General features: G+C 58.4%; 18 protein-coding genes and 3 tRNA genes. 6 read left to right on the forward strand and 15 right to left on the reverse strand.

Annotated features, from left to right (window positions below):
• Positions 1-2 precede the first annotated feature (2 nt).
• Positions 3-1,040 (forward strand): AraC family transcriptional regulator, encoded by a 1,038-nt coding sequence (locus CD58_RS19560; protein ID WP_025214682.1) that lies wholly within the window; start codon positions 3-5, stop codon positions 1,038-1,040.
• 322 nt (positions 1,041-1,362) lie between these two features.
• On the opposite strand, the gene CD58_RS19565 is transcribed toward CD58_RS19560, so the two are convergent.
• From CD58_RS19565 to CD58_RS19610, 10 genes are all read right to left on the reverse strand, one after another.
• Positions 1,363-2,175 carry a DUF2242 domain-containing protein gene (locus tag CD58_RS19565; protein ID WP_025214683.1) on the reverse strand — a complete coding sequence of 271 codons (813 nt, stop codon included), beginning with the start codon at positions 2,173-2,175 and terminating at the stop codon, positions 1,363-1,365.
• A 227-nt stretch (positions 2,176-2,402) separates the two neighbouring features.
• Positions 2,403-4,274: a SurA N-terminal domain-containing protein gene (locus tag CD58_RS19570; protein ID WP_025214684.1), complete on the reverse strand. Its 1,872-nt coding sequence runs from the start codon at positions 4,272-4,274 to the stop codon at positions 2,403-2,405.
• A gap of 224 nt (positions 4,275-4,498) precedes the next feature.
• Positions 4,499-4,771, reverse strand: coding sequence for an HU family DNA-binding protein (locus CD58_RS19575; RefSeq protein ID WP_002552737.1), 273 nt, complete (start codon positions 4,769-4,771; stop codon positions 4,499-4,501).
• Positions 4,772-4,919: 148 nt separating this feature from the next.
• Positions 4,920-7,316, reverse strand: coding sequence for an endopeptidase La (gene lon / locus CD58_RS19580; protein WP_025214685.1), 2,397 nt, complete (start codon positions 7,314-7,316; stop codon positions 4,920-4,922).
• Positions 7,317-7,476: 160 nt separating this feature from the next.
• On the reverse strand, positions 7,477-8,760 hold the full coding sequence (gene clpX / locus CD58_RS19585; protein ID WP_025214686.1) for an ATP-dependent Clp protease ATP-binding subunit ClpX: 1,284 nt from the start codon (positions 8,758-8,760) through the stop codon (positions 7,477-7,479).
• A 107-nt stretch (positions 8,761-8,867) separates the two neighbouring features.
• Positions 8,868-9,509 (reverse strand): ATP-dependent Clp endopeptidase proteolytic subunit ClpP, encoded by a 642-nt coding sequence (gene clpP, locus CD58_RS19590; protein WP_003183177.1) that lies wholly within the window; start codon positions 9,507-9,509, stop codon positions 8,868-8,870.
• Positions 9,510-9,602: 93 nt separating this feature from the next.
• Entirely contained in the window at positions 9,603-10,913 is a 1,311-nt protein-coding gene (gene tig / locus CD58_RS19595; protein ID WP_025214687.1) for a trigger factor, read from the reverse strand.
• A 416-nt stretch (positions 10,914-11,329) separates the two neighbouring features.
• Positions 11,330-11,414 (reverse strand) — tRNA-Leu (locus tag CD58_RS19600).
• A 58-nt stretch (positions 11,415-11,472) separates the two neighbouring features.
• Positions 11,473-11,548: transfer RNA gene (locus CD58_RS19605), tRNA-His, on the reverse strand.
• 40 nt (positions 11,549-11,588) lie between these two features.
• Positions 11,589-11,665, reverse strand: a tRNA-Arg gene (locus CD58_RS19610).
• A 281-nt stretch (positions 11,666-11,946) separates the two neighbouring features.
• On the opposite strand from CD58_RS19610, the gene folD reads away from it, so the two are divergent.
• Positions 11,947-12,801 carry a bifunctional methylenetetrahydrofolate dehydrogenase/methenyltetrahydrofolate cyclohydrolase FolD gene (gene folD, locus CD58_RS19615; RefSeq protein ID WP_025214688.1) on the forward strand — a complete coding sequence of 285 codons (855 nt, stop codon included), beginning with the start codon at positions 11,947-11,949 and terminating at the stop codon, positions 12,799-12,801.
• A gap of 343 nt (positions 12,802-13,144) precedes the next feature.
• A complete protein-coding gene (gene pbpG, locus CD58_RS19620) occupies positions 13,145-14,083 on the forward strand; it encodes a D-alanyl-D-alanine endopeptidase (protein ID WP_025214689.1) in 939 nt (312 codons plus the stop codon).
• Between the two features lie 250 nt (positions 14,084-14,333).
• Here pbpG and CD58_RS19625 read toward each other — a convergent pair whose 3' ends face one another.
• Both CD58_RS19625 and CD58_RS19630 read right to left on the reverse strand, forming a co-directional pair.
• On the reverse strand, positions 14,334-14,537 hold the full coding sequence (locus tag CD58_RS19625; protein ID WP_025214690.1) for a DUF6021 family protein: 204 nt from the start codon (positions 14,535-14,537) through the stop codon (positions 14,334-14,336).
• Positions 14,538-14,637: 100 nt separating this feature from the next.
• Positions 14,638-15,315, reverse strand: a complete 678-nt coding sequence (locus CD58_RS19630) for a hypothetical protein (protein WP_025214691.1) — start codon at positions 15,313-15,315, stop codon at positions 14,638-14,640.
• 224 nt (positions 15,316-15,539) lie between these two features.
• Here CD58_RS19630 and CD58_RS31275 point away from each other — a divergent pair, with 224 nt between their 5' ends.
• Entirely contained in the window at positions 15,540-15,701 is a 162-nt protein-coding gene (locus CD58_RS31275; protein WP_185045864.1) for a hypothetical protein, read from the forward strand.
• Between the two features lie 73 nt (positions 15,702-15,774).
• Here CD58_RS31275 and CD58_RS19635 read toward each other — a convergent pair whose 3' ends face one another.
• Both CD58_RS19635 and CD58_RS19640 read right to left on the reverse strand, forming a co-directional pair.
• Positions 15,775-16,524, reverse strand: a complete 750-nt coding sequence (locus tag CD58_RS19635; protein ID WP_025214692.1) for a TerC family protein — start codon at positions 16,522-16,524, stop codon at positions 15,775-15,777.
• A gap of 27 nt (positions 16,525-16,551) precedes the next feature.
• On the reverse strand, positions 16,552-16,803 hold the full coding sequence (locus CD58_RS19640; protein ID WP_025214693.1) for a hypothetical protein: 252 nt from the start codon (positions 16,801-16,803) through the stop codon (positions 16,552-16,554).
• A 140-nt stretch (positions 16,804-16,943) separates the two neighbouring features.
• On the opposite strand from CD58_RS19640, the gene nhaR reads away from it, so the two are divergent.
• A complete protein-coding gene (gene nhaR / locus CD58_RS19645; protein ID WP_025214694.1) occupies positions 16,944-17,840 on the forward strand; it encodes a transcriptional activator NhaR in 897 nt (298 codons plus the stop codon).
• Here the strand turns inward: nhaR and CD58_RS19650 are convergent.
• Positions 17,837-18,994, reverse strand: a complete 1,158-nt coding sequence (locus tag CD58_RS19650; protein WP_025214695.1) for an MFS transporter — start codon at positions 18,992-18,994, stop codon at positions 17,837-17,839. The genes nhaR and CD58_RS19650 overlap by 4 nt on opposite strands.
• 286 nt (positions 18,995-19,280) lie before the next feature.
• Between CD58_RS19650 and sstT the strand changes: the two genes are divergently transcribed.
• The gene (gene sstT, locus CD58_RS19655) at positions 19,281-20,513 is read left to right on the forward strand and encodes a serine/threonine transporter SstT (RefSeq protein WP_025214696.1); all 1,233 of its coding nucleotides are present in this window, start codon (positions 19,281-19,283) and stop codon (positions 20,511-20,513) included.
• Positions 20,514-20,518 lie beyond the last annotated feature (5 nt).

The following is a 20,518-nucleotide window of genomic DNA, read 5'->3' on the forward strand; positions in this document are numbered from 1 at the left end:
GCATGAAACCGCAACCGATGCGCCTGGGGGATCTGTCAGTGGGCTTCGTCCACAGCCTGGCGGACGCTGTTGCCAGCCATGGACAGGACCCCCTGCCCTTGCTTGAACAATACGGCCTGGATGCCGCACGCCTGGCCGAGCCAGGTGCTCGACTGTCGATCCCGCGCTACATGCGCCTGGGCCACGCCGCGATCCAACAGACCCAGGATCCGGCTTTGGGCCTGCGCATGGGTCAACTCAGCCGCTTGAGCCAGGCCGGATTGGCCGGCGTTACTGCCGCCCAGGCGCCGACAGTACGCGAAGCCGCGCGCTGCCTGATTCGCTTCGAGCCGCTGTACGGCTCCAACTATCGTGGCCAATCGAGTTTTCATGAGGACGCCCGGGGTGCGTGGCTGCGGTTCTACTCCATCAGCCCGTATAACGCCTACAACCGCTTCGTCGTGGACTCGATCATCGCCGGCTGGCTGGCGCAGTTGTCCAGCGTGAGCGGCATGGCGCTACGGGCCGAACGCATAGACATCGAATTCGAGGAGCCGGCGTATCTGGAGGCCTACCGACTGTTCGGCGACTGCCCGATCCAGTTTGGCGCCGAACAGAATCAGCTGCGCCTGGGCCTGGACAGCCTCGCCCAGCGCAATCCACAGCATTGCCCCAGCACCTGGCAGCACCTGGTTCAACTGTGTGAACGGGAACTGGAGCAGTTGACCCGCACCCGCAGCCTGCGTGAGCGCATCATTCAACTGCTGGGACCATTGCTCAATGGCGGGCGGGAGCCCGACCTGGAAGAAGTGGCGGCACGCCTGAAGCTGCCGACCTGGACGTTGCGCCGCAAACTGGCCGAGGAAGGCACGCAATTTCGCGCCATCCTCAACGACACGCGCCGAGACCTGGCCATGACCTACATCCGCGATACCGAACTGGCGTTCGGCGAAATCGCCTACCTGTTGGGCTTCGCCTCAGCCGAGGCGTTTCAACGGGCCTTCAAGCGCTGGAACGACCAGACGCCCGGAGAGTTTCGTCGCAGTCACCGGATCATTTGAGCTTCAGCTTGCCGCTTTTGATGTGTCGCCTGTCGCTGCATCAGAGCTCTGTCATTAGAGCCCCGTCATTAGAGCTCCGTCGCATCCTCGGCGGGTTCCAGTGGGTCCAGTTCATACGCCTGGTATTCCAGCAGCTCTTCCTGATAATCATCCATTATGCGTCCTTCCCCTGTCGTTGAAACCGATGCCTGATGGCGCTGGTATCAGCATAAAGCTGCTTTATGAACAAAACATGAAGCAAAAGCTTCATGAATTAAACGTAGCACAGCGTCGGGAAATTACCGCGAGGAGGCTGGCAAGGGGTTAACCCTCGCCGAGCGCCTCAGGGAAGTGGCTGGATTGGCTCGGTCGGAGCCGGCAACGTACTGGGTGGCGGCGCAGTGATGGTTTCCGTCGCTGGCGCTGGCTCTGACGACTCGGGGGCAATCGGCGTCGACTCGGCTGGCGGGGCGATCGGCTCCGACACCGTCGGGGCGGTTTCGGCAGGTGCTGGCGCAGCTTGCGGCGCGGCAGCTTCAGGAGCAGGCGTCAACGCAGCCGGCTCGACCTTGGTTTCCGGAACGCCCAACTCGGTTTTTGGTTTTTCGACGTTCTCAACGGGTTTTTTCGCTTCTGGTGGCAGGAACAGTTCCACCAAGGCAAAGAATCGCTCGTAGAACTTGGCCGCCGACACGGTTTCGCTGGCGACCTTGACCATCGAATCATCTGACGAGCCGATCGGCATCGACACCGACCCCAACACTCCCACGCCCAGACTGGCGGAGTTATTGGTTTTCTTCAGCGCATAACGGTCCTGCAGGGCGTTGGCGAATATGGTCGCACGGTGCCCACCGCCGTCTTCGGCACAGACCAGGTTGAAGCTGATCTCCATGTGGGTTTCGCCGGTCTGCTGAAAGCTCTTGTGACCGCTGACCAGCTTCGCATCGCTGCTGGTAATGATGTAGCCCTGACTGAGCAACGCCCGGCGCCCGGCTTCACATGTCGCGGCATCGCTCACTGGATAAGTCCGCGAGAACGTACCGGAATCATCGAAATTTTCATGCTCGTAAATGGCGGCTTTCTTGGACGAGCAACCGGCTGCGGCGGCCAGCGCCAATGCAAGCCCGAGGGTGCGCATGTGAGGTGATCTGAACATTGAACATCCTGAGAAAAACAGTCCGGGCCGTATTGTGCAACAGAACACGGCTCGGCAGCGTGAAGTAATCACGACTAAAAGGGTGACCAGTCTACTGGGGGTTGTTGGCAGGAAAAAGGTGCGATTTCCACGGATCGACGAACATCCCGCCACTGGCAATAAGCAGATACAAAAAGACCCCGGCTTTTCGGCCGGGGTCTTTGCTTAACAGTAAGCCATCAAGGCACTCAGAAACGCTTGATGTCCGCCTGGCTCTCCAACTGCTTGCGATAAGCCGCGAAGTCCTGCTGGCCGATACGAGAAGCGAGGTATTGACGGTACTGGGCTTTCTCTTCGTCGGTCGGTGCCGCCGCTTCATTCACGCCGTTCAGACGCACGACCACAAGACTGCCGTCGGGCAACGTCACGCTGGTGAATGTCGGCTTGTCTTTCGACTCGGGCTTGGGCATGCGGAACAGTGCTTGCAGCACCGCCGGATCGATACCTTCCTGGTTGCGAGTGGCCGCTTCGCTGACTTTCCAGTTTTGGCCGGCGACAGGTTTATCCAGCGCAGTCTTGCCGTCACGCAGGCCGGCGATCAACTCATCGGCCTTGGTCTTGGCCGCCGCGCTGGCGTGCTCCTTGGACAGCTGGGTGCGAATCGCCGCAGCCACGCTTTCCAGCGGCATTTGCTCAGGCTTGCGGTGTTCCTTGGCGCGCAGCACCACGACGGTTTCCGGGTCCAGTTCGATGGCAGTGCTGTTGGCACCCTCATCCAGCACTTCCGGACTGAACGCAGCCGTCACCACGGCGCGGTTGGCGGCAATCCCCTCTCCGCCTTCGCGACCGAACGCTGCCGACGTGTGAACGGTCAGCTTCAAGTCCTGGGCCGGCTGCGCCAGGTCGGAGGCTTCGAACGAGGCGTCTTCCAGTTGCTTGGTCGCCTCTACGAAACGCTGCTCAACCTGTTGGGTTTTAAGCTCGCGGGTCAGCTTGTCCTTGAGACTGGCAAACGTCGGAACCTCAGGCGCTTCGACGCCCAGCAGCTTGATCAGGTGCAAACCGAAGTCGGTGCGCACCGGTGCCGAGACCTGGTCCTTGTTCAAGGCATACAGCGCCTTTTCAAACGCCGGATCGTAGACGCCAGGACCGGCATAGCCGAGGTCGCCGCCGTTGTTCGCCGAACCCGGGTCCTGGGAGAACTCCTTCGCCAGGGCTTCAAACGATTCGCCTTTGGCCAGACGGGCCTGGACTTCTTCGATCTTTGCCTTGGCCTGGGCCTCGGTGACCTTGTCGTTCACTTCGATCAGGATGTGCGCAGCCCGACGCTGTTCGGACAGATTCGCGATTTCTTTCTGGTAGGCCGCCTGCAGGTCTTCGTCCTTCACGCTGACCTGATTGAAGAAAGAAGCCTTCTTCAACTCCAGGTAATCGATGACCACCTGATCAGGCGTCATGAATTCCTTGGCGTGTTTATCGTAGTAAGCCTTGACCTCGTCATCGGTCAGCTTCACGGCCGACGGGTCGACCTTGATGTTCAAGGTGGCAAAATCACGGGTCTGTTTTTCCAGGCGGGCGAATGCCAGCACCTGGGCATCCGTGACGAAACCGCTGCCTGCCAGACCGGCGCGCAGCTGACCGATCAGCATTTCCTGAGCCAGCATCTGGCGGAATTGCATGCGGTTGTAGCCCAACTGGCGAATCACTTGATCGAAGCGCTCAGGGCTGAATTTGCCATCGACCTGAAACTCAGGCGTTTGCAGGATGACCTGATCCAGTGCGGCTTCGGAGAACGCGAATTTCGCATCGTGTGCGCCTTGCAGCAACAGCTTGCGATCGATCAGGCCTTTGAGCGCCGAGTCACGCAGCATTTTTTCGTCCAGCAGGGAGGCGTCAAAATCCTTGCCCAGCTGTTGCATGAGCTGACGGCGTTGCATTTCGACCGCCTGGCTCAGCTCGTTCTGGCTGATTTCTTCGCCGTTGACCTTGGCCGCGTCATTGCTGTTCCGGGTGGCTTGAAAAATGGCATCGAAACCGGTCAACGCCATCAATGCGACGATAACCCCGATGATGGTTTTGGCAATCCAGCCTTGTGAATTGTCCCTGATATTCTGCAGCATGCGTCCCCCAGAAACGGTTGAACTTCAAAATTAGGCAACCGTGGAGCGTGGGTAGAATCCGGATAGAAGAAAGGCGCATCCGAGGATGCGCCTTCTCGTAACTGGCGGAGCGGACCGGGCTCGAACCCGCAAGCCCTGGCGTCACAGACCGGTAGCAACCGGTCGTATTACCGCTCCGCTGCCAAGCCAGGCATGACCCCGACCCGGATAAACTCAATGAAACCTTAGTTAACGGCTTCTTTCAGTGCTTTACCAGCTTTGAAACCTGGCTTTTTGGCAGCAGCGATTTCCAGCGTCTTGCCGGTCTGCGGGTTGCGACCGATGCGAGCTGGACGATCGGTAACGGAGAAGGTGCCGAAACCAACCAGAACAACGGAGTCGCCAGCCTTGAGAGCGCCAGTGACGGATTCGATTACAGCGTCCAGCGCACGGCCAGCAGCAGCTTTCGGGATATCAGCGGATGCAGCGATAGCATCAATCAGTTCCGACTTGTTCACTCTAAGTCCCCTTATATCTATTTGAGATGATTCTAAGTTTTTTTGGTGAAAGCAAAAACGAGTGCTGAATGGCCTACAGACACTTAAGAGCCGCTTTATAACAAGGGCTCTAAAAAACTGTCAAGGAAGCCCCCCAGGCAAATGCGTATTAATGCGTGCTAATTCTTTCCTTAGAGTCAGATTCTCGCTTTTCGTCCTTCGCGACTATCTCCGGAGCCACATCCGGCAAGGGCTCCGGCGCGTATTGCAGCGCAATTTGCAGGACCTCGTCAATCCATTTAACCGGTTTGATCTGAAGATCTTGCTTAATGTTGTCGGGAATTTCCTTCAGATCGCGGACATTCTCTTCAGGAATGATCACAGTCTTGATCCCGCCACGGTGAGCCGCCAGCAATTTTTCCTTCAGGCCGCCGATAGCCAGTACCTGGCCGCGCAACGTGATTTCACCGGTCATGGCGACATCGGCACGCACCGGAATCCCGGTCAGGGCTGATACCAGGGCCGTGCACATGCCTACGCCAGCGCTAGGACCGTCCTTGGGGGTCGCCCCTTCAGGCATATGGATATGGGTGTCGCGCTTCTCGTGGAAGTCCAGGGGGATGCCCAGGCTCCGGGCCCGGCTACGAACCACCGTCAGCGCCGCGGTGATCGATTCGACCATCACGTCACCCAGGGAGCCGGTCTTGATCAGTTGCCCCTTGCCCGGCACCACAGCCGCTTCGATGGTCAGCAATTCACCACCCACTTGAGTCCACGCAAGACCGGTCACCTGACCAATCTGATCCTGCTGCTCGGCAAGGCCGTAGCGGAATTTGCGCACACCCAGGAAGTGCTCCAGCAGGTCCGCAGTGACCTTCACCGAGAAGCGTTTTTCCAGCGCATGTTCCTTGACCGCTTTGCGGCAAACCTTGGCAATTTGCCGCTCCAGGCCACGTACACCGGCTTCACGGGTGTAGTAACGGATGATGTCGCGAATCGCTTCCGCATCGAATTCCAGCTCGCCCTTTTTCAGGCCGTTGGCCTGGATTTGCTTGGGCGAAAGGTATTTGACGGCGATGTTGATTTTCTCGTCTTCGGTATAGCCCGGCAGACGAATCACCTCCATCCGATCCAGCAATGCCGCCGGGATGTTCATGGAGTTGGAGGTGCAAAGGAACATCACGTCCGACAGGTCGTAGTCGACCTCCAGGTAGTGATCGTTGAAATTGTGATTCTGCTCAGGATCGAGCACTTCGAGCAACGCAGAGGCGGGATCACCACGCATATCGCTGCCCATCTTGTCGATTTCATCCAAAAGGAACAGTGGGTTGCGCACGCCAACCTTTGTCATCTTTTGAATCAATCTTCCTGGCATCGACCCGATGTAGGTACGACGATGACCACGGATCTCCGCCTCGTCGCGCACGCCACCGAGGGCCATGCGCACAAATTTACGGTTGGTGGCGTGGGCAATCGACTCGGCCAGGGACGTTTTACCGACGCCGGGAGGACCGACCAGGCACAGCACCGGGCCACGAATTTTCTTCACGCGCTTTTGCACGGCGAGGTATTCAAGGATGCGTTCCTTGACCTCTTCCAGGCCGTAATGGTCGGCGTCGAGGATGTCTTCGGCACGAGCCAGGTCCAGACGCACCTTGCTCTGGGCTTTCCACGGCACCTGGACCAGCCAGTCGATGTACGAGCGTACAACGGTGGCTTCGGCCGACATCGGTGACATTTGCTTGAGCTTGTTGAGCTCGGCCTGGGCCTTTGCCAGCGCGTCCTTGGGCAGGCCAGCGGCATCGATACGCTTTTTCAGCTCTTCGATTTCGTTGTGGCCTTCGTCGCCATCGCCAAGCTCCTTCTGAATGGCCTTCATCTGCTCATTCAGGTAGTACTCGCGCTGGCTGCGCTCCATTTGCTTCTTGACCCGACCACGAATGCGTTTCTCGACCTGCAACAGATCGATCTCGCCGTCGAGCAATGCCAACACGTGTTCGACACGGGCCGACAGATCAATGATTTCGAGAATCTCCTGCTTCTGCTCGATCTTGAGGGCCATATGGGCCGCCATCGTGTCGACCAGTCGTCCAGGCTCGTCGATGCTGTTAAGCGACGACAGGACCTCTGCAGGCACCTTCTTGCCCAGTTGCACGTATTGTTCGAACTGAGACAACAGGCTGCGGACAAACACCTCTGATTCACGCTCGGGGGCATCCACCTCTTCGATCAGCGACACCTCGGCCCGGCAATGGCCGTCCACTTCACTGAAACGCTCGACTGCACCCCGCTGCTCGCCTTCGACCAGGACCTTGACGGTACCGTCAGGCAGCTTGAGCAACTGCAGAACCGTTGCAATCGTACCTACGCGATAAAGTGCATCCTCGCCGGGATCATCGTCAGCAGGATTTCTCTGAGCCAGCAGAAGAATCTGCTTGTCACCCGTCATCGCAGCCTCGAGGGCTTCGATGGACTTCTCGCGCCCCACGAACAGCGGGATAACCATGTGCGGATACACCACGACATCGCGCAATGGCAAGAGAGGCAATTCGATGGTTGTCTTCATGATTTCGCCTCTACGGCGGCCACAAGGCCGGAAACAGATGGAAGTAAGCTTGAAACCAAGATGGGGGCAGCCTTGAAAAAAAACAAGCGCAAGACACGTCTAAAACGCGCTAAAAGAAAAGGGGCCCGAAGGCCCCTCCTTTGTTCCGGCAGCAGGACGCTTAAGCGTCCGGTGCGACCTTGGCAGTCGGCTCATTGTTTTCGTAGATATACAATGGCTTGGACTTGCCTTCGATAACGCTTTCGTCGATCACGACTTTACTCACCTCGGACTGCGAGGGGATTTCATACATCGTGTCGAGCAATACGCCTTCCAGAATCGAGCGCAACCCACGAGCACCGGTTTTACGCTCCAGGGCACGTTTGGCAACCGATTTCAGCGCGTCGGAACGGAACTCCAGGTCGACACCTTCCATTTCGAACAGCTTGGCGTACTGCTTGGTCAAGGCGTTCTTCGGCTCGGTCAGAATCTGCATCAACGCCGCTTCATCCAACTCGTCCAGCGTCGCCAGAACCGGCAGACGACCCACGAATTCCGGGATCAGACCGAACTTGACCAAATCGTCAGGTTCGACTTCACGCAGGGACTCACCGACCTTCTTACCCTCTTCCTTGCTCCGAACTTCGGCGTTGAAGCCAATGCCGCCACGGGTGGAACGGTTTTGAATAACCTTTTCCAGACCGGAGAACGCACCACCGCAGATGAACAGGATGTTACGGGTGTCGACCTGCAGGAATTCCTGCTGTGGATGCTTGCGACCACCCTGGGGTGGAACGGAAGCGACCGTACCTTCGATCAACTTGAGCAAGGCCTGCTGCACGCCCTCCCCGGAAACATCCCGGGTGATGGACGGGTTGTCGGACTTGCGGGAAATTTTGTCGATTTCGTCGATGTAGACAATGCCCATCTGGGCTTTTTCCACATCGTAATCGCACTTCTGCAACAACTTCTGAATGATGTTCTCGACATCTTCACCAACATAACCCGCCTCTGTAAGGGTGGTTGCGTCGGCGATGGTGAAGGGAACGTTCAGCAAGCGAGCCAAGGTTTCGGCAAGCAGGGTTTTACCCGAGCCTGTCGGGCCGATCAGCAGGATGTTGCTCTTGCCGAGTTCGACGTCGTCATTCTTCTTGTCGCGCTGGTTCAGGCGCTTGTAGTGGTTGTACACCGCTACGGCCAGTACCTTTTTCGCGCGTTCTTGACCAATCACATACTGGTCAAGGATGCCGCTGATTTCTTTAGGCGAAGGCAATTTATGCGCGCTGCTTTCGGCCTGGGCTTCCTGCACCTCCTCGCGGATGATGTCATTGCACAGGTCGACGCACTCGTCGCAAATGAAGACCGAGGGGCCGGCAATCAATTTGCGTACTTCATGCTGGCTTTTGCCACAGAAGGAGCAATAAAGCAGTTTGCCGTTGTCCTCGCCGTTGCGGGTGTCAGTCATTCGATCGATCCAAATCCGATAGGCTTGCAACACAAGATGAAGGCAATTGCGGGCTTTTTCAAGCCCGCAGGCGGCCGGTCATCCCAACCACCTGCATTTTGAGCGGCTTAGGCAGGCATTTGACGCTTGTTGATCACGGAGTCGATCAGACCGTATTCGGCCGCACGCTCTGCGCTCATGAAGTTGTCACGCTCGGTGTCACGCTCAATGGTTTCGAGGCTTTGCCCGGTGTGATGGGCCAGCAGCGAGTTCAGGCGCGAGCGAATATGGAGGATTTCCTTGGCATGAATGTCGATATCCGACGCCTGACCTTGGAAACCGCCCAGTGGCTGGTGAATCATCATGCGCGAGTTCGGCAGGCAGTGACGCTTGCCCGCTGCACCACCGGCGAGCAGGAACGCGCCCATGCTGCAGGCCTGGCCGATGCAGATGGTGGAAACGTCTGGCTTGATGAACTGCATGGTGTCATAGATCGACATGCCAGCCGTCACCGAACCGCCGGGTGAGTTGATGTAGAGATGGATATCCTTGTCCGGGTTTTCCGCTTCAAGGAACAGCAATTGCGCCGCGACCAGGTTGGCCATGTAGTCTTCAACGGGGCCGATCAGGAAAATGACGCGCTCCTTGAGCAGACGCGAGTAGATGTCATAGGCACGTTCGCCACGGGCGGACTGCTCGATAACCATCGGGACCAGGCCGCCTGCGGCCTGGATGTCAGAGCTCTGCTGATAAAAAGAATTGCGGGACATGTCTCGCAGTCACTCCCAAATAGTTATGTCTTGAATACGCATAAGCCAGCGCGAAGGCTGGCTTATGGGTGTGTATTTCTTACCGCAAAACAATCAATCGGCTTGTGGAGCTTCCACCGGCTTGACCGCTTCTTCGTAAGAGACCGCTTTATCGGTCACGCTAGCTTTCTGCAGAACAGTATCCACAACTTGTTCTTCCAGCACAACCGAACGGACTTCGTTCAGCTGCTGGTCGTTCTTGTAGTACCAGGACACGACTTGCTCAGGCTCTTGGTAAGCCGAGGCCATTTCCTGGATCAGCTCGCGAACGCGGGTTTCGTCAGGCTTGAGTTCGAACTGCTTGACCACTTCGGCCACGATCAGGCCCAGCACGACGCGGCGCTTGGCTTGCTCTTCGAACAGCTCGGCAGGCAGTTGGTCCGGCTTGATGTTGCCGCCGAACTGTTGAACAGCTTGCACACGCAGACGATTCACTTCGTTGTCGAGCAGTGCTTTTGGCACGTCGATCGGGTTGGAGGCCAGCAGACCGTCCATGACCTGATTCTTGACCTTGGACTTGATGGCCTGACGCAGCTCACGCTCCATGTTCTTGCGAACTTCGGTGCGGAAACCTTCCAGACCCGTTTCCTTGATACCGAACTGAGCGAAGAACTCTTCGTTCAGCTCAGGCAGCTTCGGCTCGGAAACGCTGTTGACGGTCACGGTGAACTCGGCGGCTTTGCCGGCCAGGTCCAGGTTCTGGTAGTCCTCAGGGAAGGTCAGGCTCAGCACGCGCTCTTCACCGGCTTTCGCGCCAACCAGGCCATCTTCGAAACCTGGGATCATGCGACCAGAGCCCAGCACCAGCTGAGTAGCCTTGGCGGAACCGCCAGCGAACACTTCACCGTCGACCTTGCCGACGAAATCGATGTTCAGTTGATCTTCGTTCTGGGCAGCGCGATCGGCCACTTCGAAACGGGTGTTCTGCTTGCGCAGGATGTCCAGCATCTTGTCCAGGTCAGCATCCGACACGTCAGCGCTCAGGCGCTCGACGGCGATGGACTCGAAACCGGCAACAGTGAATTCAGGGAACACTTCGAACGTGGCGATGAATTCCAGGTCCTTGCCCTTTTCCAGCACTTTAGGCTCGACGGATGGAGCGCCAGCCGGGTTCAGCTTCTGCTCGACAACCGCTTCGTAGAACGAAGACTGGATGACATCGCCCACGGCCTCCTGACGCGCGTCAGCTTCGTAACGCTGACGGATCACGCTCATTGGCACTTTGCCTGGGCGGAAACCTGGGATTTTGGCCTTTTGGGCAGTCTGCTGCAGACGCTTGTTGACCTGAGTCTCGATGCGCTCAGCCGGCACGATAATGCTCATGCGGCGCTCAAGAGCAGAAGTATTTTCAACAGAAACTTGCATGGATATTCCTCGTTGCACAGACGTTGGCCGGGCGTTTCCGACCCCAGAATCAAGGGCATGCATTCTAGTAGGTCAAACTCAAGAAGTCACCCTACTGAAAACGGGCAGGAAACAGGCGCCGAATTTAGGAGCGAGACAAACGGTCATGTCTCGCCCGGTTTGCAAATACAGTCGATCATCCCAAGGCTCTGCACCAACGCTTCTATATATAGAAGCACTGCACCAGCGCCACTGGCGTCCAGCCCCACGAGGGGACCAACGGGCATCGCGCGCATCATCACGAAACACAATCGCGACGAACCGACCACCCCACCCCGAAACGGAGCTGGCGATGAACACAAAACCACTGAAAACAAAAACGGCGCAGCCCTCTTCAGGTACTGCGCCGTTTTCTGCTATTTAAATAGCCACTTGTATGGTGCGGACGGAGAGACTCGAACTCTCACACCTTGCGGCGCTGGAACCTAAATCCAGTGTGTCTACCAATTCCACCACATCCGCGTATCAAGCTTTTAAAGCAAAGGCGCCAGACTGTTAAATCTGGCGCCTTCCTAGAATATGGGGTGGACGATGGGGATCGAACCCACGACAACGGGAGTCACAATCCCGTGCTCTACCAACTGAGCTACGCCCACCATATTGCCTTGTTGCGTTACTTGTGCCAAAGCTGCCTAATGGCGCACCCGGCAGGACTCGAACCTGCGACCATCCGCTTAGAAGGCGGATGCTCTATCCAGCTGAGCTACGGGCGCCTTTTTAATCTGTATTCTTGGACGATTACAAACTAAGTGCTTTCAGCTTTGCCGAGTTTAAACCACCAACTCCGCTCCACCTTCTTAACCAGTGCTAGGCTGTGCCCGACAAGTGCGACGAATCTTATAGACGGCCTTATGGGGCGTCAACTCTTTTTTAAAAAAAATTCATTTAATTAAAGGGCTTAGGGGAATTTGCAGACCAAGCGCCTTTGCCCTCACGCCTCGGCATGCGAGAATGCGTTCTCTTTTTTCCCCCTCTCGATGGTTAACCACGCGCAATGACTGCACAACTTATCGACGGCAAATCGATCGCCGCCAGCCTGCGCCAGCAGATCGCCCAACGAGTCACCGAGCGCCGCCAGCAAGGCCTGCGCACGCCCGGCCTTGCGGTGATCCTGGTCGGCAGCGATCCTGCCTCTCAGGTTTATGTCTCGCACAAGCGTAAAGACTGTGAAGAGGTCGGCTTCCTTTCCCAGGCCTACGACCTGCCTTCCGAAACCACCCAGCAAGCGTTGGCCGATCTGATCGATCGCCTGAACGATGACCCGAACATCGACGGCGTTCTGCTCCAACTGCCCCTGCCCGAACACCTCGATGCCTCCAAACTGCTGGAGCGTATCCGCCCGGACAAAGACGTCGACGGCTTCCATCCTTATAACGTCGGCCGACTGGCCCAACGCATCCCGTTACTGCGCCCCTGCACCCCCAAAGGCATCATGACGCTGCTGGAAAGCACCGGCGTGGACCTTTATGGCCTTGATGCGGTAGTCGTGGGCGCGTCCAACATCGTTGGCCGCCCGATGGCGATGGAGTTGCTGCTGGCCGGCTGCACCGTCACCGTGACCCACCGTTTCACCAAGGACCTGGCGGGCCACGTCGGACGCGCCGACCTGGTGGTCGTTGCCGCCGGCAAGCCTGGCCTGGTACAGGGCGAGTGGATCAAGGAAGGCGCCATCGTCATCGACGTGGGTATCAACCGCCAGGACGACGGCAAGCTGGTGGGTGACGTGGTCTATGAGACCGCCCTGCCCCGTGCCGGCTGGATTACGCCCGTTCCTGGTGGCGTCGGCCCAATGACCCGCGCCTGCCTGCTGGAAAACACGCTGTACGCGGCGGAGACGCTGCACAGCTGATAGACGCGCCAACAAAGACCCTGTGGGAGCGAGCTTGCTCGCGATAGCGGTGCACCGGCCAACATCCAAGTTGACTGACACACCGCTATCGCGAGCAAGCTCGCTCCCACAGGCGTTTTTGTCACCTGATCCTCAACCGACAGGCTGATGTTTTTATAGAAATCACCCAAATTACAAATTTTTCAGATTCGATTCGCCAAAATCACGCCTTCATTAAACTTTATTTATTCACAAGCCCTTGCGGCACAGGCATATAGCGCTGCCGTCGCCCATACTCATAAAATGCGACGTTTTTTAGAAAGCCATCGCCAACGGCACCTTCAACTCCATCGGACCTACTCGCGTGAAAATCCGTCTTTCGATCCTTAGCCTGTTCATCGCTTTCACAGGCACCTTTATCACGCAGAATGTCGATGCGCAGGAAACCATCGCGACCCCACGAGACACGTCAAAACTGCAAGTCGCCTCGGGCAGTGCGATCCTGTTGGATCTGCAAACGGATAAAGTGGTTTATTCCAGCAACCCGGACGTGGTGGTACCGATCGCGTCGGTGACCAAGTTGATGACCGGCTTGATCGTGCTGGATGCCAAACAGAACCTGGATGAATACATTTCCATCACCATCGCCAACACGCCAGAAATGAAGGGTGTGTTTTCCCGAGTGAAGCTCAACAGTGAACTGTCGCGCCGGGACGTGCTGCTGATCGCTCTGATGTCCTCGGAAAACCGCGCCGCCGCCAGCCTCGCCCACCATTACCCGGGCGGTTACGCGGCATTCATCGCGGCCATGAACGCCAAGGCCAAGTCTCTGGGCATGAGCAGCACCCATTATGTCGAGCCCACGGGCCTGTCGATCCATAACGTTTCCACCGCGCGGGACCTGACCAAGCTGCTGATCGCCGCCCGCAAGTATCCGCTGCTCAGCGAACTGAGTACTACCAAGGAAAAGACCGTCACTTTCCGCAAACCGGTGTATAGCCTGGGCTTCCGTAACACCGACCATTTGGTCCATAAGGCCAATTGGGACATTCAGTTGACCAAGACCGGGTTTACCAACCAGGCCGGCCACTGCCTGGTGCTGGTCACGAAAATGGGTAATCGTCCGATGGCGTTGGTGATTCTGGATGCCTTCGGCAAGTACACCCACTTCGCCGATGCCAGCCGGATTCGTAGCTGGGTCGAAACTGGCAAGAGTGCCAACGTGCCGTCGGTGGCCCTTCAGTACAAGGCGGCGAAGAATCTCAAGAGCCGTCAGAGTGGTGTTGTGGAGGCTTCTCAGTAGCCGTGCCTCGCAAAAGCCCCCGACTCGTCGCAATGCTGTTCACTTAAGAAAAATGATGGACCTGTGGCGAGGGAGCCTGCTCCCGCTCGGCTGCGAAGCAGTCGTAAACCGGCGGATGCGGTGTGTCTGATGCTCCGCATTTGGCAGGTTTTGGGTCCGCTTCGCGGCCCAGCGGGAGCAAGCTCCCTCGCCACGGGTTTGTCGGTTGCCTTAAGTGAACAGCATTACCGATTCGTCAGGGCCTTTCAGTTCAAGGCTTTAGATCACCAAGCGCGTCATAAGCCTTGGACGGGGACTTCTCCTGCTTTTCCTTATCCCGAGGCGCCTTGGCCGGCCCGACCGGATCCACTTGAGGATCCCCCAGATCCGGAGAATCAGGATCGAACCCCAGCTCATCGTCACCCGATGAATGCTCGGAAGAATGCGGCCCCGTAGGTGTTTTCGACTGCGCCATACCTGCCTCCTCGAATCATGGCCCGGAAACGCCGGGCCCTGACGATAAGAGCCTCAGGCATGCCTGGTCGTGCCCGGCAAGTGACGAACGGGACCGGCGATCAGTGGGCGGGGTCGAGCGCCTTGGTGGCCCGCGCCGCCTCCTGTTCCTGCCCTGCCCCGGCCAGCTCATCGGCCGCTTTCAGCCAGCGCTGCGCGTTGACATTGGCCGGAAGCTGCGTCGGACGCTGGAGCAATACCGCCCAGCCGCCTGCGCTTTTGAAGGCCGACTCGAACGAACTGAAGCTCATCAGCTGTCGCCGATCCATGCCTGATCGCAGCAAGACCGTCTGCTTCTGCCGGTTGTAGCCAGCGAGAATCCCATAGCGCGGCCCGGACCAGAACGCCGTTCCGCCGGTGTAGCGCAGTAACACGGGGTAGCCCGCCGCAACCTGCTCCAGCAGTGCCGACAGCTCGTCGTCGAGTGGGTACACCACCAACCCATATTCGCGCGCCAGGGTTTGCATATTCTGCTGCAAACCGGCTTCGCCTCCCGGCAGGTGCAAAGGTTTCTCCAGTAGCCCCGGCGTGATCACTGTGCCTTGCAACGTCAACAGGGCGGCCAGGGACTGCGGGGCACCCTGGTACATTTCGCCGCGAAAAAACGGCACGCTGTTGAGTTCCACCCGCTCGGGCAGGCGTTTGATCTGGGGCGACACGCTGCCCGCGCAGCCTGCCAGGGCCGCCAGGCAAGCCGTCGCCAATACCAGTGATCGAAAAGAGGAAATTACCGGCAACATTATGACTCTCTTGTTCAGGCACCCGATATTCGGGCCATGCTTAGGCCGTCGATCATAAAGTGCGCACACGCCTGGGTATATAGCCTTAAACAACAGTCGCACCGCCGCAATAGAGCGAACCACTGCGTCCTTGGCGTTGACGATCGACTACCTGCAACACTGGGTCGACTAGACTGTCTACTGTACTGATTGCGTGCCCTGAACCTGGGCGGAAGGAGGCACAGATGAGCCTGACAACGACAATTCTGATGCTGATATTCGGTTGGCTAAGCGTAGCCACGGCCATGCTGTGGGGTGTGCTGCGGATCACCCGTCGCCATCATCACGCGCCACCGCAAGCGGAAAAAACCGCAAAGTCCACCAGGCGCCACGCCGCCGCGCACTGACCCTCTCTGTTCAACATTCATAAAAAAGCCTCCCGGGCCTGGACCCGGGAGGCTTCTTTCTGTCTGCCTGGAATCAGGCTTTGTTGGCCAACGCCTTTTCCCGGCGTCGACGGGACATCATGTTCAACACCTCGATCGCCGCCGAGAACGCCATGGCGGCGTAGATGTAGCCTTTAGGTACATGCGCCCCGAAGCCTTCAGCGATGAGTGTCATGCCGATCATGATCAGGAAGCCCAGCGCCAGCATGACTACCGTCGGGTTGTCATTGATGAATTTAGCCAGGGGCTCGGCCGCCAGCAGCATCACCAGTACCGAGACCACAACCGCGATGATCATGATTGGCAGGTGTTCGGTCATGCCCACGGCCGTGATGATGCTGTCGATGGAAAACACCAGGTCCAGCATCAGGATCTGACCGATGGCGGCCGCAAAGCCCAGGGTCACGCCAGACGAGGCCGTTTTAGGATCATCCGGCGCGGGGTCCATGCTGTGATGGATCTCGGTGGTGGCTTTCCACAGCAGGAACAGGCCACCGGCGATCAGGATCATGTCCTTCCAGGAGAACGCATGGCCAAGGATTTCGATGACAGGCTCAGTCAGCTGCACGATGAACGCAATGGTGCTCAACAAGCCCAGGCGCAGGACCAGCGCCATGCTGATACCGATGCGCCGGGCCTTGGCACGATGCTGTTCGGGCAGCTTGTTGGTCAGGATCGAAATGAAGATCAGGTTATCGATGCCGAGCACGATTTCCATGACGACCAGCGTAGCCAGGGCGATCCAGGCGGTGGGGCTGGCAACGAGTTGCAGAAGATAATCCATGGGGCAGTCCTGACTCGATAGGGCGGGTTAGATGGTTTTGGTGGAATTTTCGGTTTTGTCAGCGTCGTCCGCCGGTTTCTTCTCGGGGCTGATCAACCCGCCCGTGGCCTCGCTGATGGCCTGTTCGGCGGCCTTATGGGTGTCGTCGATGGCCTGTTTGGCGGTTTCCGCAGCCTGCCCCATTAATTGCTGGGCGCTTTTTTCAGCCTGTTCACAACCCACGAGGGTCATTGAGGACATCGCCAGCAAGGTTACAAGCCCCAGGGATTTGTATGTCATGAAATAAATGCCTCTTAAGAAAACAGAAGGAGCCCGAAAGGTGGCCCCCCAATGGCAAGGCATTCTAGAGACGGGAATACTTCAGGAAAATTCGTATTTTCAGCGGTTATACTTCGTTTTTTACGAACTAATGTGACCCCATGCTCAATTACCGACAACTGCACTACTTCTGGGTGGTGGCGAAAACGGGCAGCATCGTGCGGGCCTGCGAGCAACTGAACCTCACTCCGCAAACCATCAGTGGGCAGATTTCCCTGTTCGAGCAGACCTATAACATCAAATTGTTTCGCCGCGTCGGGCGACAGCTGGAACTGACCGAAGCTGGCCGCCAGACGCTGCCCTATGCCGAACACATGTTCCAGCTGGGCGGTGAACTGGAGTTGATGCTGCGGGCCCAGCCCAACGAACAGCAAACCCTGTTTCGGGTCGGGGTAGCGGATGTGGTGCCCAAATCCATCGTTTATCGGCTACTGGCACCGACCATGGAATTGAGTGAACCGCTGCGCATCACCTGTCGCGAGGACAAGCTCGAACGGCTGCTGGCGGACTTGGCGATCCAGCGCCTGGACCTGGTGATTTCCGACAGCCCGATGCCGACCCACCTGGACATCAAGGGCTACAGCCAGAAATTGGGGGAATGCGGGATCAGTTTCTTTGCCACCGCGACGCTGGCCGAACGTTACGGGCAGGACTTTCCCCGCAGCCTGCATGACGCACCATTACTCATCCCCGGCCCGGAAACCGTGGTACGCAGCCGCCTGCAACGCTGGTTCGCCGAGCAACAGATCCAACCGCGCATCATCGGTGAGTTCGACGACAGCGCGTTGATGCAGGCCTTCGGCCAATCAGGCAGCGGGATTTTCATCGGCCCGAGCGTGATCGCCGAAGAGGTAAAGCGCCAATACGGCGTGGAGGTGATCGGCCAGACCGATGCGGTGAGCGAGTCGTTCTACGCCATTTCCGTGGAGCGCAAGGTCAGCCATCCGGGCATCGTCGCGATTGCCGAGGGGGCGCGTCGCGAGCTGTTCAGTGCCTAGCCCGAACAGGTGGCGCGCGGCTTGAAGGTCGTCAGCAACAACGCCAGCAGGATCGATACGAGGATGAACCCGGCCCCTGCAAAACCGACGCTGCCCAGGCCCAGGGTATCGATGACCTGCCCACCGACCATCGCACCCAGGCCAATCCCCAGGTTGGCGCCAGCGATGTTCAGCGACGCGGCAAAGGCCGGTGCTTCGGGCGCGGCCTTCATCAGCCGCACGTGGCTGACCAGGAACAAGGCCGCCTGGGTCACGCCCCAGAGGCCCATTGCCGCCGCCAGCCCGAGAGTCGAGTGAATGCTCGGCACCAGCGCCACCATGCCGCCAATCATGAACAGACAGAACACCATCGACGCCATCAACGGATGCCGGTCCACCGCACGGCCGCCCAGGGAATTACCCACCAGCCCCACGGCCCCGAAGCCCATCAGGCACCAGCCCACCAGCGTGCCGTCAAAACCAGCCAGGCGTTCAAGGATGTCTGCCAGATAGGTGTAGGCGGTGAACATGCCGCTGAACACCAGGATCGACAGCAGCACATGCCCTTGCATCAAGGGGCTGCGCAGGATCTTGAATTGTGAGCGCAAGCTCACCTGATGTTGGTGCAGGTTAGTCTTGGGCAGGTAGATAAACAGCAGCAAGACCTTGGCGAAGGCGATGACCGCCAGGATCGCAAAAGCGCTGCGCCAGCCGAACGCATCAGAAATCAACGTCCCGACGGGAATGCCAAACACCGTGGCACAAACGATGCCGAAGCCGATCCGGGCAATGGCCCGCCCGGCGTATTCCGGCCCGACGATGTCCACCGCCGTTTCACTGGCCAACGCCCAGAACACCGGCAGGCCCAGGGCCGGAATCAACCGTGCGACGGCCATCACCCAGATGTTTGGGGCCAGGGCCGCCAGCGTGTTGGCCAAGCCGAACATCACCAGCACGCTGATGAACAGCTTGCGCCGCTCGAAGCGGGCGAACCAGGCGGTCAGAAACGGCCCGAACGCCGCTACTGTGAACGCGAACAACGTCACCAGCAGCCCGGCCTGGGGAATGGTGACTTGCAGGTCGCGGGCGATGGATGGCAGCAGGCCAACGATGATGAATTCCGTGGTCAGCACCGTAAAACCGGCGGCCGACAACAGAAAAATGGGCAACAACATGTAGAACTCCAGCAAAACGACGACACCAGCGTTAGCCCAAGGGCCCGCTGGCGGAATAGAAAGGTGAGGAGACAAAGCCTACCAGAATGTGGGCATCAGACAAGCGCGCAGGATGACCCGGATAAGGGTGACGGATCGTCACAGGTCCGTCAGATTTTTCGTCGGCCTGTGATAAAGTCCGCGGCCTGCAAAACGCCGTACTCCTTTTCGGTCCCGCTCATGTGGCCTGCCCGCTTGTTGCCCTGACTCGTCGACCGTTGCACACAAAAAAACCAGAGATGCCGTCATGACCGCTTTGTCCCCTTCTCTCTTGCAACGCCTCAAACGCACCGGCCTGGTGATGCAAATCATCATTGGCCTGATCGCCGGTATTGTCCTGGCGTGGCTGGCACCGGACGTGGCGAAGTCCACGGCATTCATCGGCAACGTCTTCGTGTCCGCGCTCAAGGCCGTGGCGCCGATCCTGGTGTTCGTGCTGGTCATGGCCTCGATCGCCAACCACAAGCACGGCCAGGAAACCCACATCCGGCCGATCCTGTTCCTTTATCTGCTCGGTACTTTCGCCGCGGCCGTGGTCGCGGTGGTTGCCAGTACATTGTTTCCGTCCAGCCTGGTGCTGACGACCCAGGACGTTGCGGTCACCGCCCCCGGCGGCATCAGCGAGGTGCTGCAAAGCCTGCTGCTGAGCGTGGTGGACAATCCGGTGCGGGCGCTGATGAACGGTAACTTCATCGGTATTTTGGCCTGGGCCATTGGCATGGGCATTGCGATTCGCCATGCCGGCCAGACCACCCGCACCGTGCTCGAAGACCTGTCCAACGGCGTAACCGTGATCGTGCGCCTGGTGATCCGCTTCGCCCCGCTGGGTATCTTCGGACTGGTCGCCTCGACCCTGGCGACGTCCGGTTTCGGTGCCCTGCTCGGTTACCTGCACCTGCTGAGCGTATTGATCGGCTGCATGCTGTTCGTGGCGCTGGTGGTCAATCCGCTCATCGTGTTCTGGAAGCTGCGTCGCAACCCGTACCCACTGGTATTTACCTGCCTGCGTGAAAGTGGCATCACTGCATTCTTCACTCGCAGCTCGGCGGCGAATATTCCGGTGAACCTGGAATTGAGCAAGCGCCTGGGCCTGCACGAGGACACCTATTCGGTCTCGATCCCGCTGGGTGCGACCATCAACATGGCCGGCGCTGCCATCACCATCACCGTGCTGACCCTGGCGGCCGTCCACACCCTGGGTATTGCGGTGGACGTGCCGACGGCGGTGCTGCTGAGTGTCGTCGCGGCCATTTGCGCCTGCGGCGCGTCCGGCGTGGCCGGCGGCTCGCTGTTGCTGATTCCCCTGGCGTGCAGCCTGTTCGGCATTCCCAGCGAAATCGCCATGCAAGTGGTCGCGGTGGGCTTCATCATCGGTGTCCTGCAGGACTCGGCGGAGACGGCGTTGAATTCGTCTACGGACGTGCTGTTCACCGCAGCGGCTTGCCTGGGTGAGGAAGAGAAGCTCGCGCGTACGGCGTAATCAGG

This window comes from Pseudomonas brassicacearum, from assembly GCF_000585995.1.
Taxonomy (GTDB): Bacteria; Pseudomonadota; Gammaproteobacteria; order Pseudomonadales; family Pseudomonadaceae; genus Aquipseudomonas; species Aquipseudomonas brassicacearum_A.

What these genes read in the sequence shown, in the direction of transcription:
- CD58_RS19650 (WP_025214695.1), bottom strand. Translation starts at nt 18,994, where the DNA reads ATGTTGTTGCCCATTTTTCTGTTGTCGGCCGCCGGTTTTACGGTGCTG.
- CD58_RS19565 (WP_025214683.1), bottom strand. Translation starts at nt 2,175, where the DNA reads ATGTTCAGATCACCTCACATGCGCACCCTCGGGCTTGCATTGGCGCTG.
- clpP (WP_003183177.1), bottom strand. Translation starts at nt 9,509, where the DNA reads ATGTCCCGCAATTCTTTTTATCAGCAGAGCTCTGACATCCAGGCCGCA.
- lon (WP_025214685.1), bottom strand. Translation starts at nt 7,316, where the DNA reads ATGAAGACAACCATCGAATTGCCTCTCTTGCCATTGCGCGATGTCGTG.
- CD58_RS19630 (WP_025214691.1), bottom strand. Translation starts at nt 15,315, where the DNA reads ATGTTGCCGGTAATTTCCTCTTTTCGATCACTGGTATTGGCGACGGCT.
- CD58_RS19570 (WP_025214684.1), bottom strand. Translation starts at nt 4,274, where the DNA reads ATGCTGCAGAATATCAGGGACAATTCACAAGGCTGGATTGCCAAAACC.
- tig (WP_025214687.1), bottom strand. Translation starts at nt 10,913, where the DNA reads ATGCAAGTTTCTGTTGAAAATACTTCTGCTCTTGAGCGCCGCATGAGC.
- CD58_RS31275 (WP_185045864.1), top strand. Translation starts at nt 15,540, where the DNA reads ATGAGCCTGACAACGACAATTCTGATGCTGATATTCGGTTGGCTAAGC.
- nhaR (WP_025214694.1), top strand. Translation starts at nt 16,944, where the DNA reads ATGCTCAATTACCGACAACTGCACTACTTCTGGGTGGTGGCGAAAACG.
- clpX (WP_025214686.1), bottom strand. Translation starts at nt 8,760, where the DNA reads ATGACTGACACCCGCAACGGCGAGGACAACGGCAAACTGCTTTATTGC.
- sstT (WP_025214696.1), top strand. Translation starts at nt 19,281, where the DNA reads ATGACCGCTTTGTCCCCTTCTCTCTTGCAACGCCTCAAACGCACCGGC.
- CD58_RS19635 (WP_025214692.1), bottom strand. Translation starts at nt 16,524, where the DNA reads ATGGATTATCTTCTGCAACTCGTTGCCAGCCCCACCGCCTGGATCGCC.
- CD58_RS19640 (WP_025214693.1), bottom strand. Translation starts at nt 16,803, where the DNA reads ATGACATACAAATCCCTGGGGCTTGTAACCTTGCTGGCGATGTCCTCA.
- CD58_RS19625 (WP_025214690.1), bottom strand. Translation starts at nt 14,537, where the DNA reads ATGGCGCAGTCGAAAACACCTACGGGGCCGCATTCTTCCGAGCATTCA.
- CD58_RS19560 (WP_025214682.1), top strand. Translation starts at nt 3, where the DNA reads ATGAAACCGCAACCGATGCGCCTGGGGGATCTGTCAGTGGGCTTCGTC.
- folD (WP_025214688.1), top strand. Translation starts at nt 11,947, where the DNA reads ATGACTGCACAACTTATCGACGGCAAATCGATCGCCGCCAGCCTGCGC.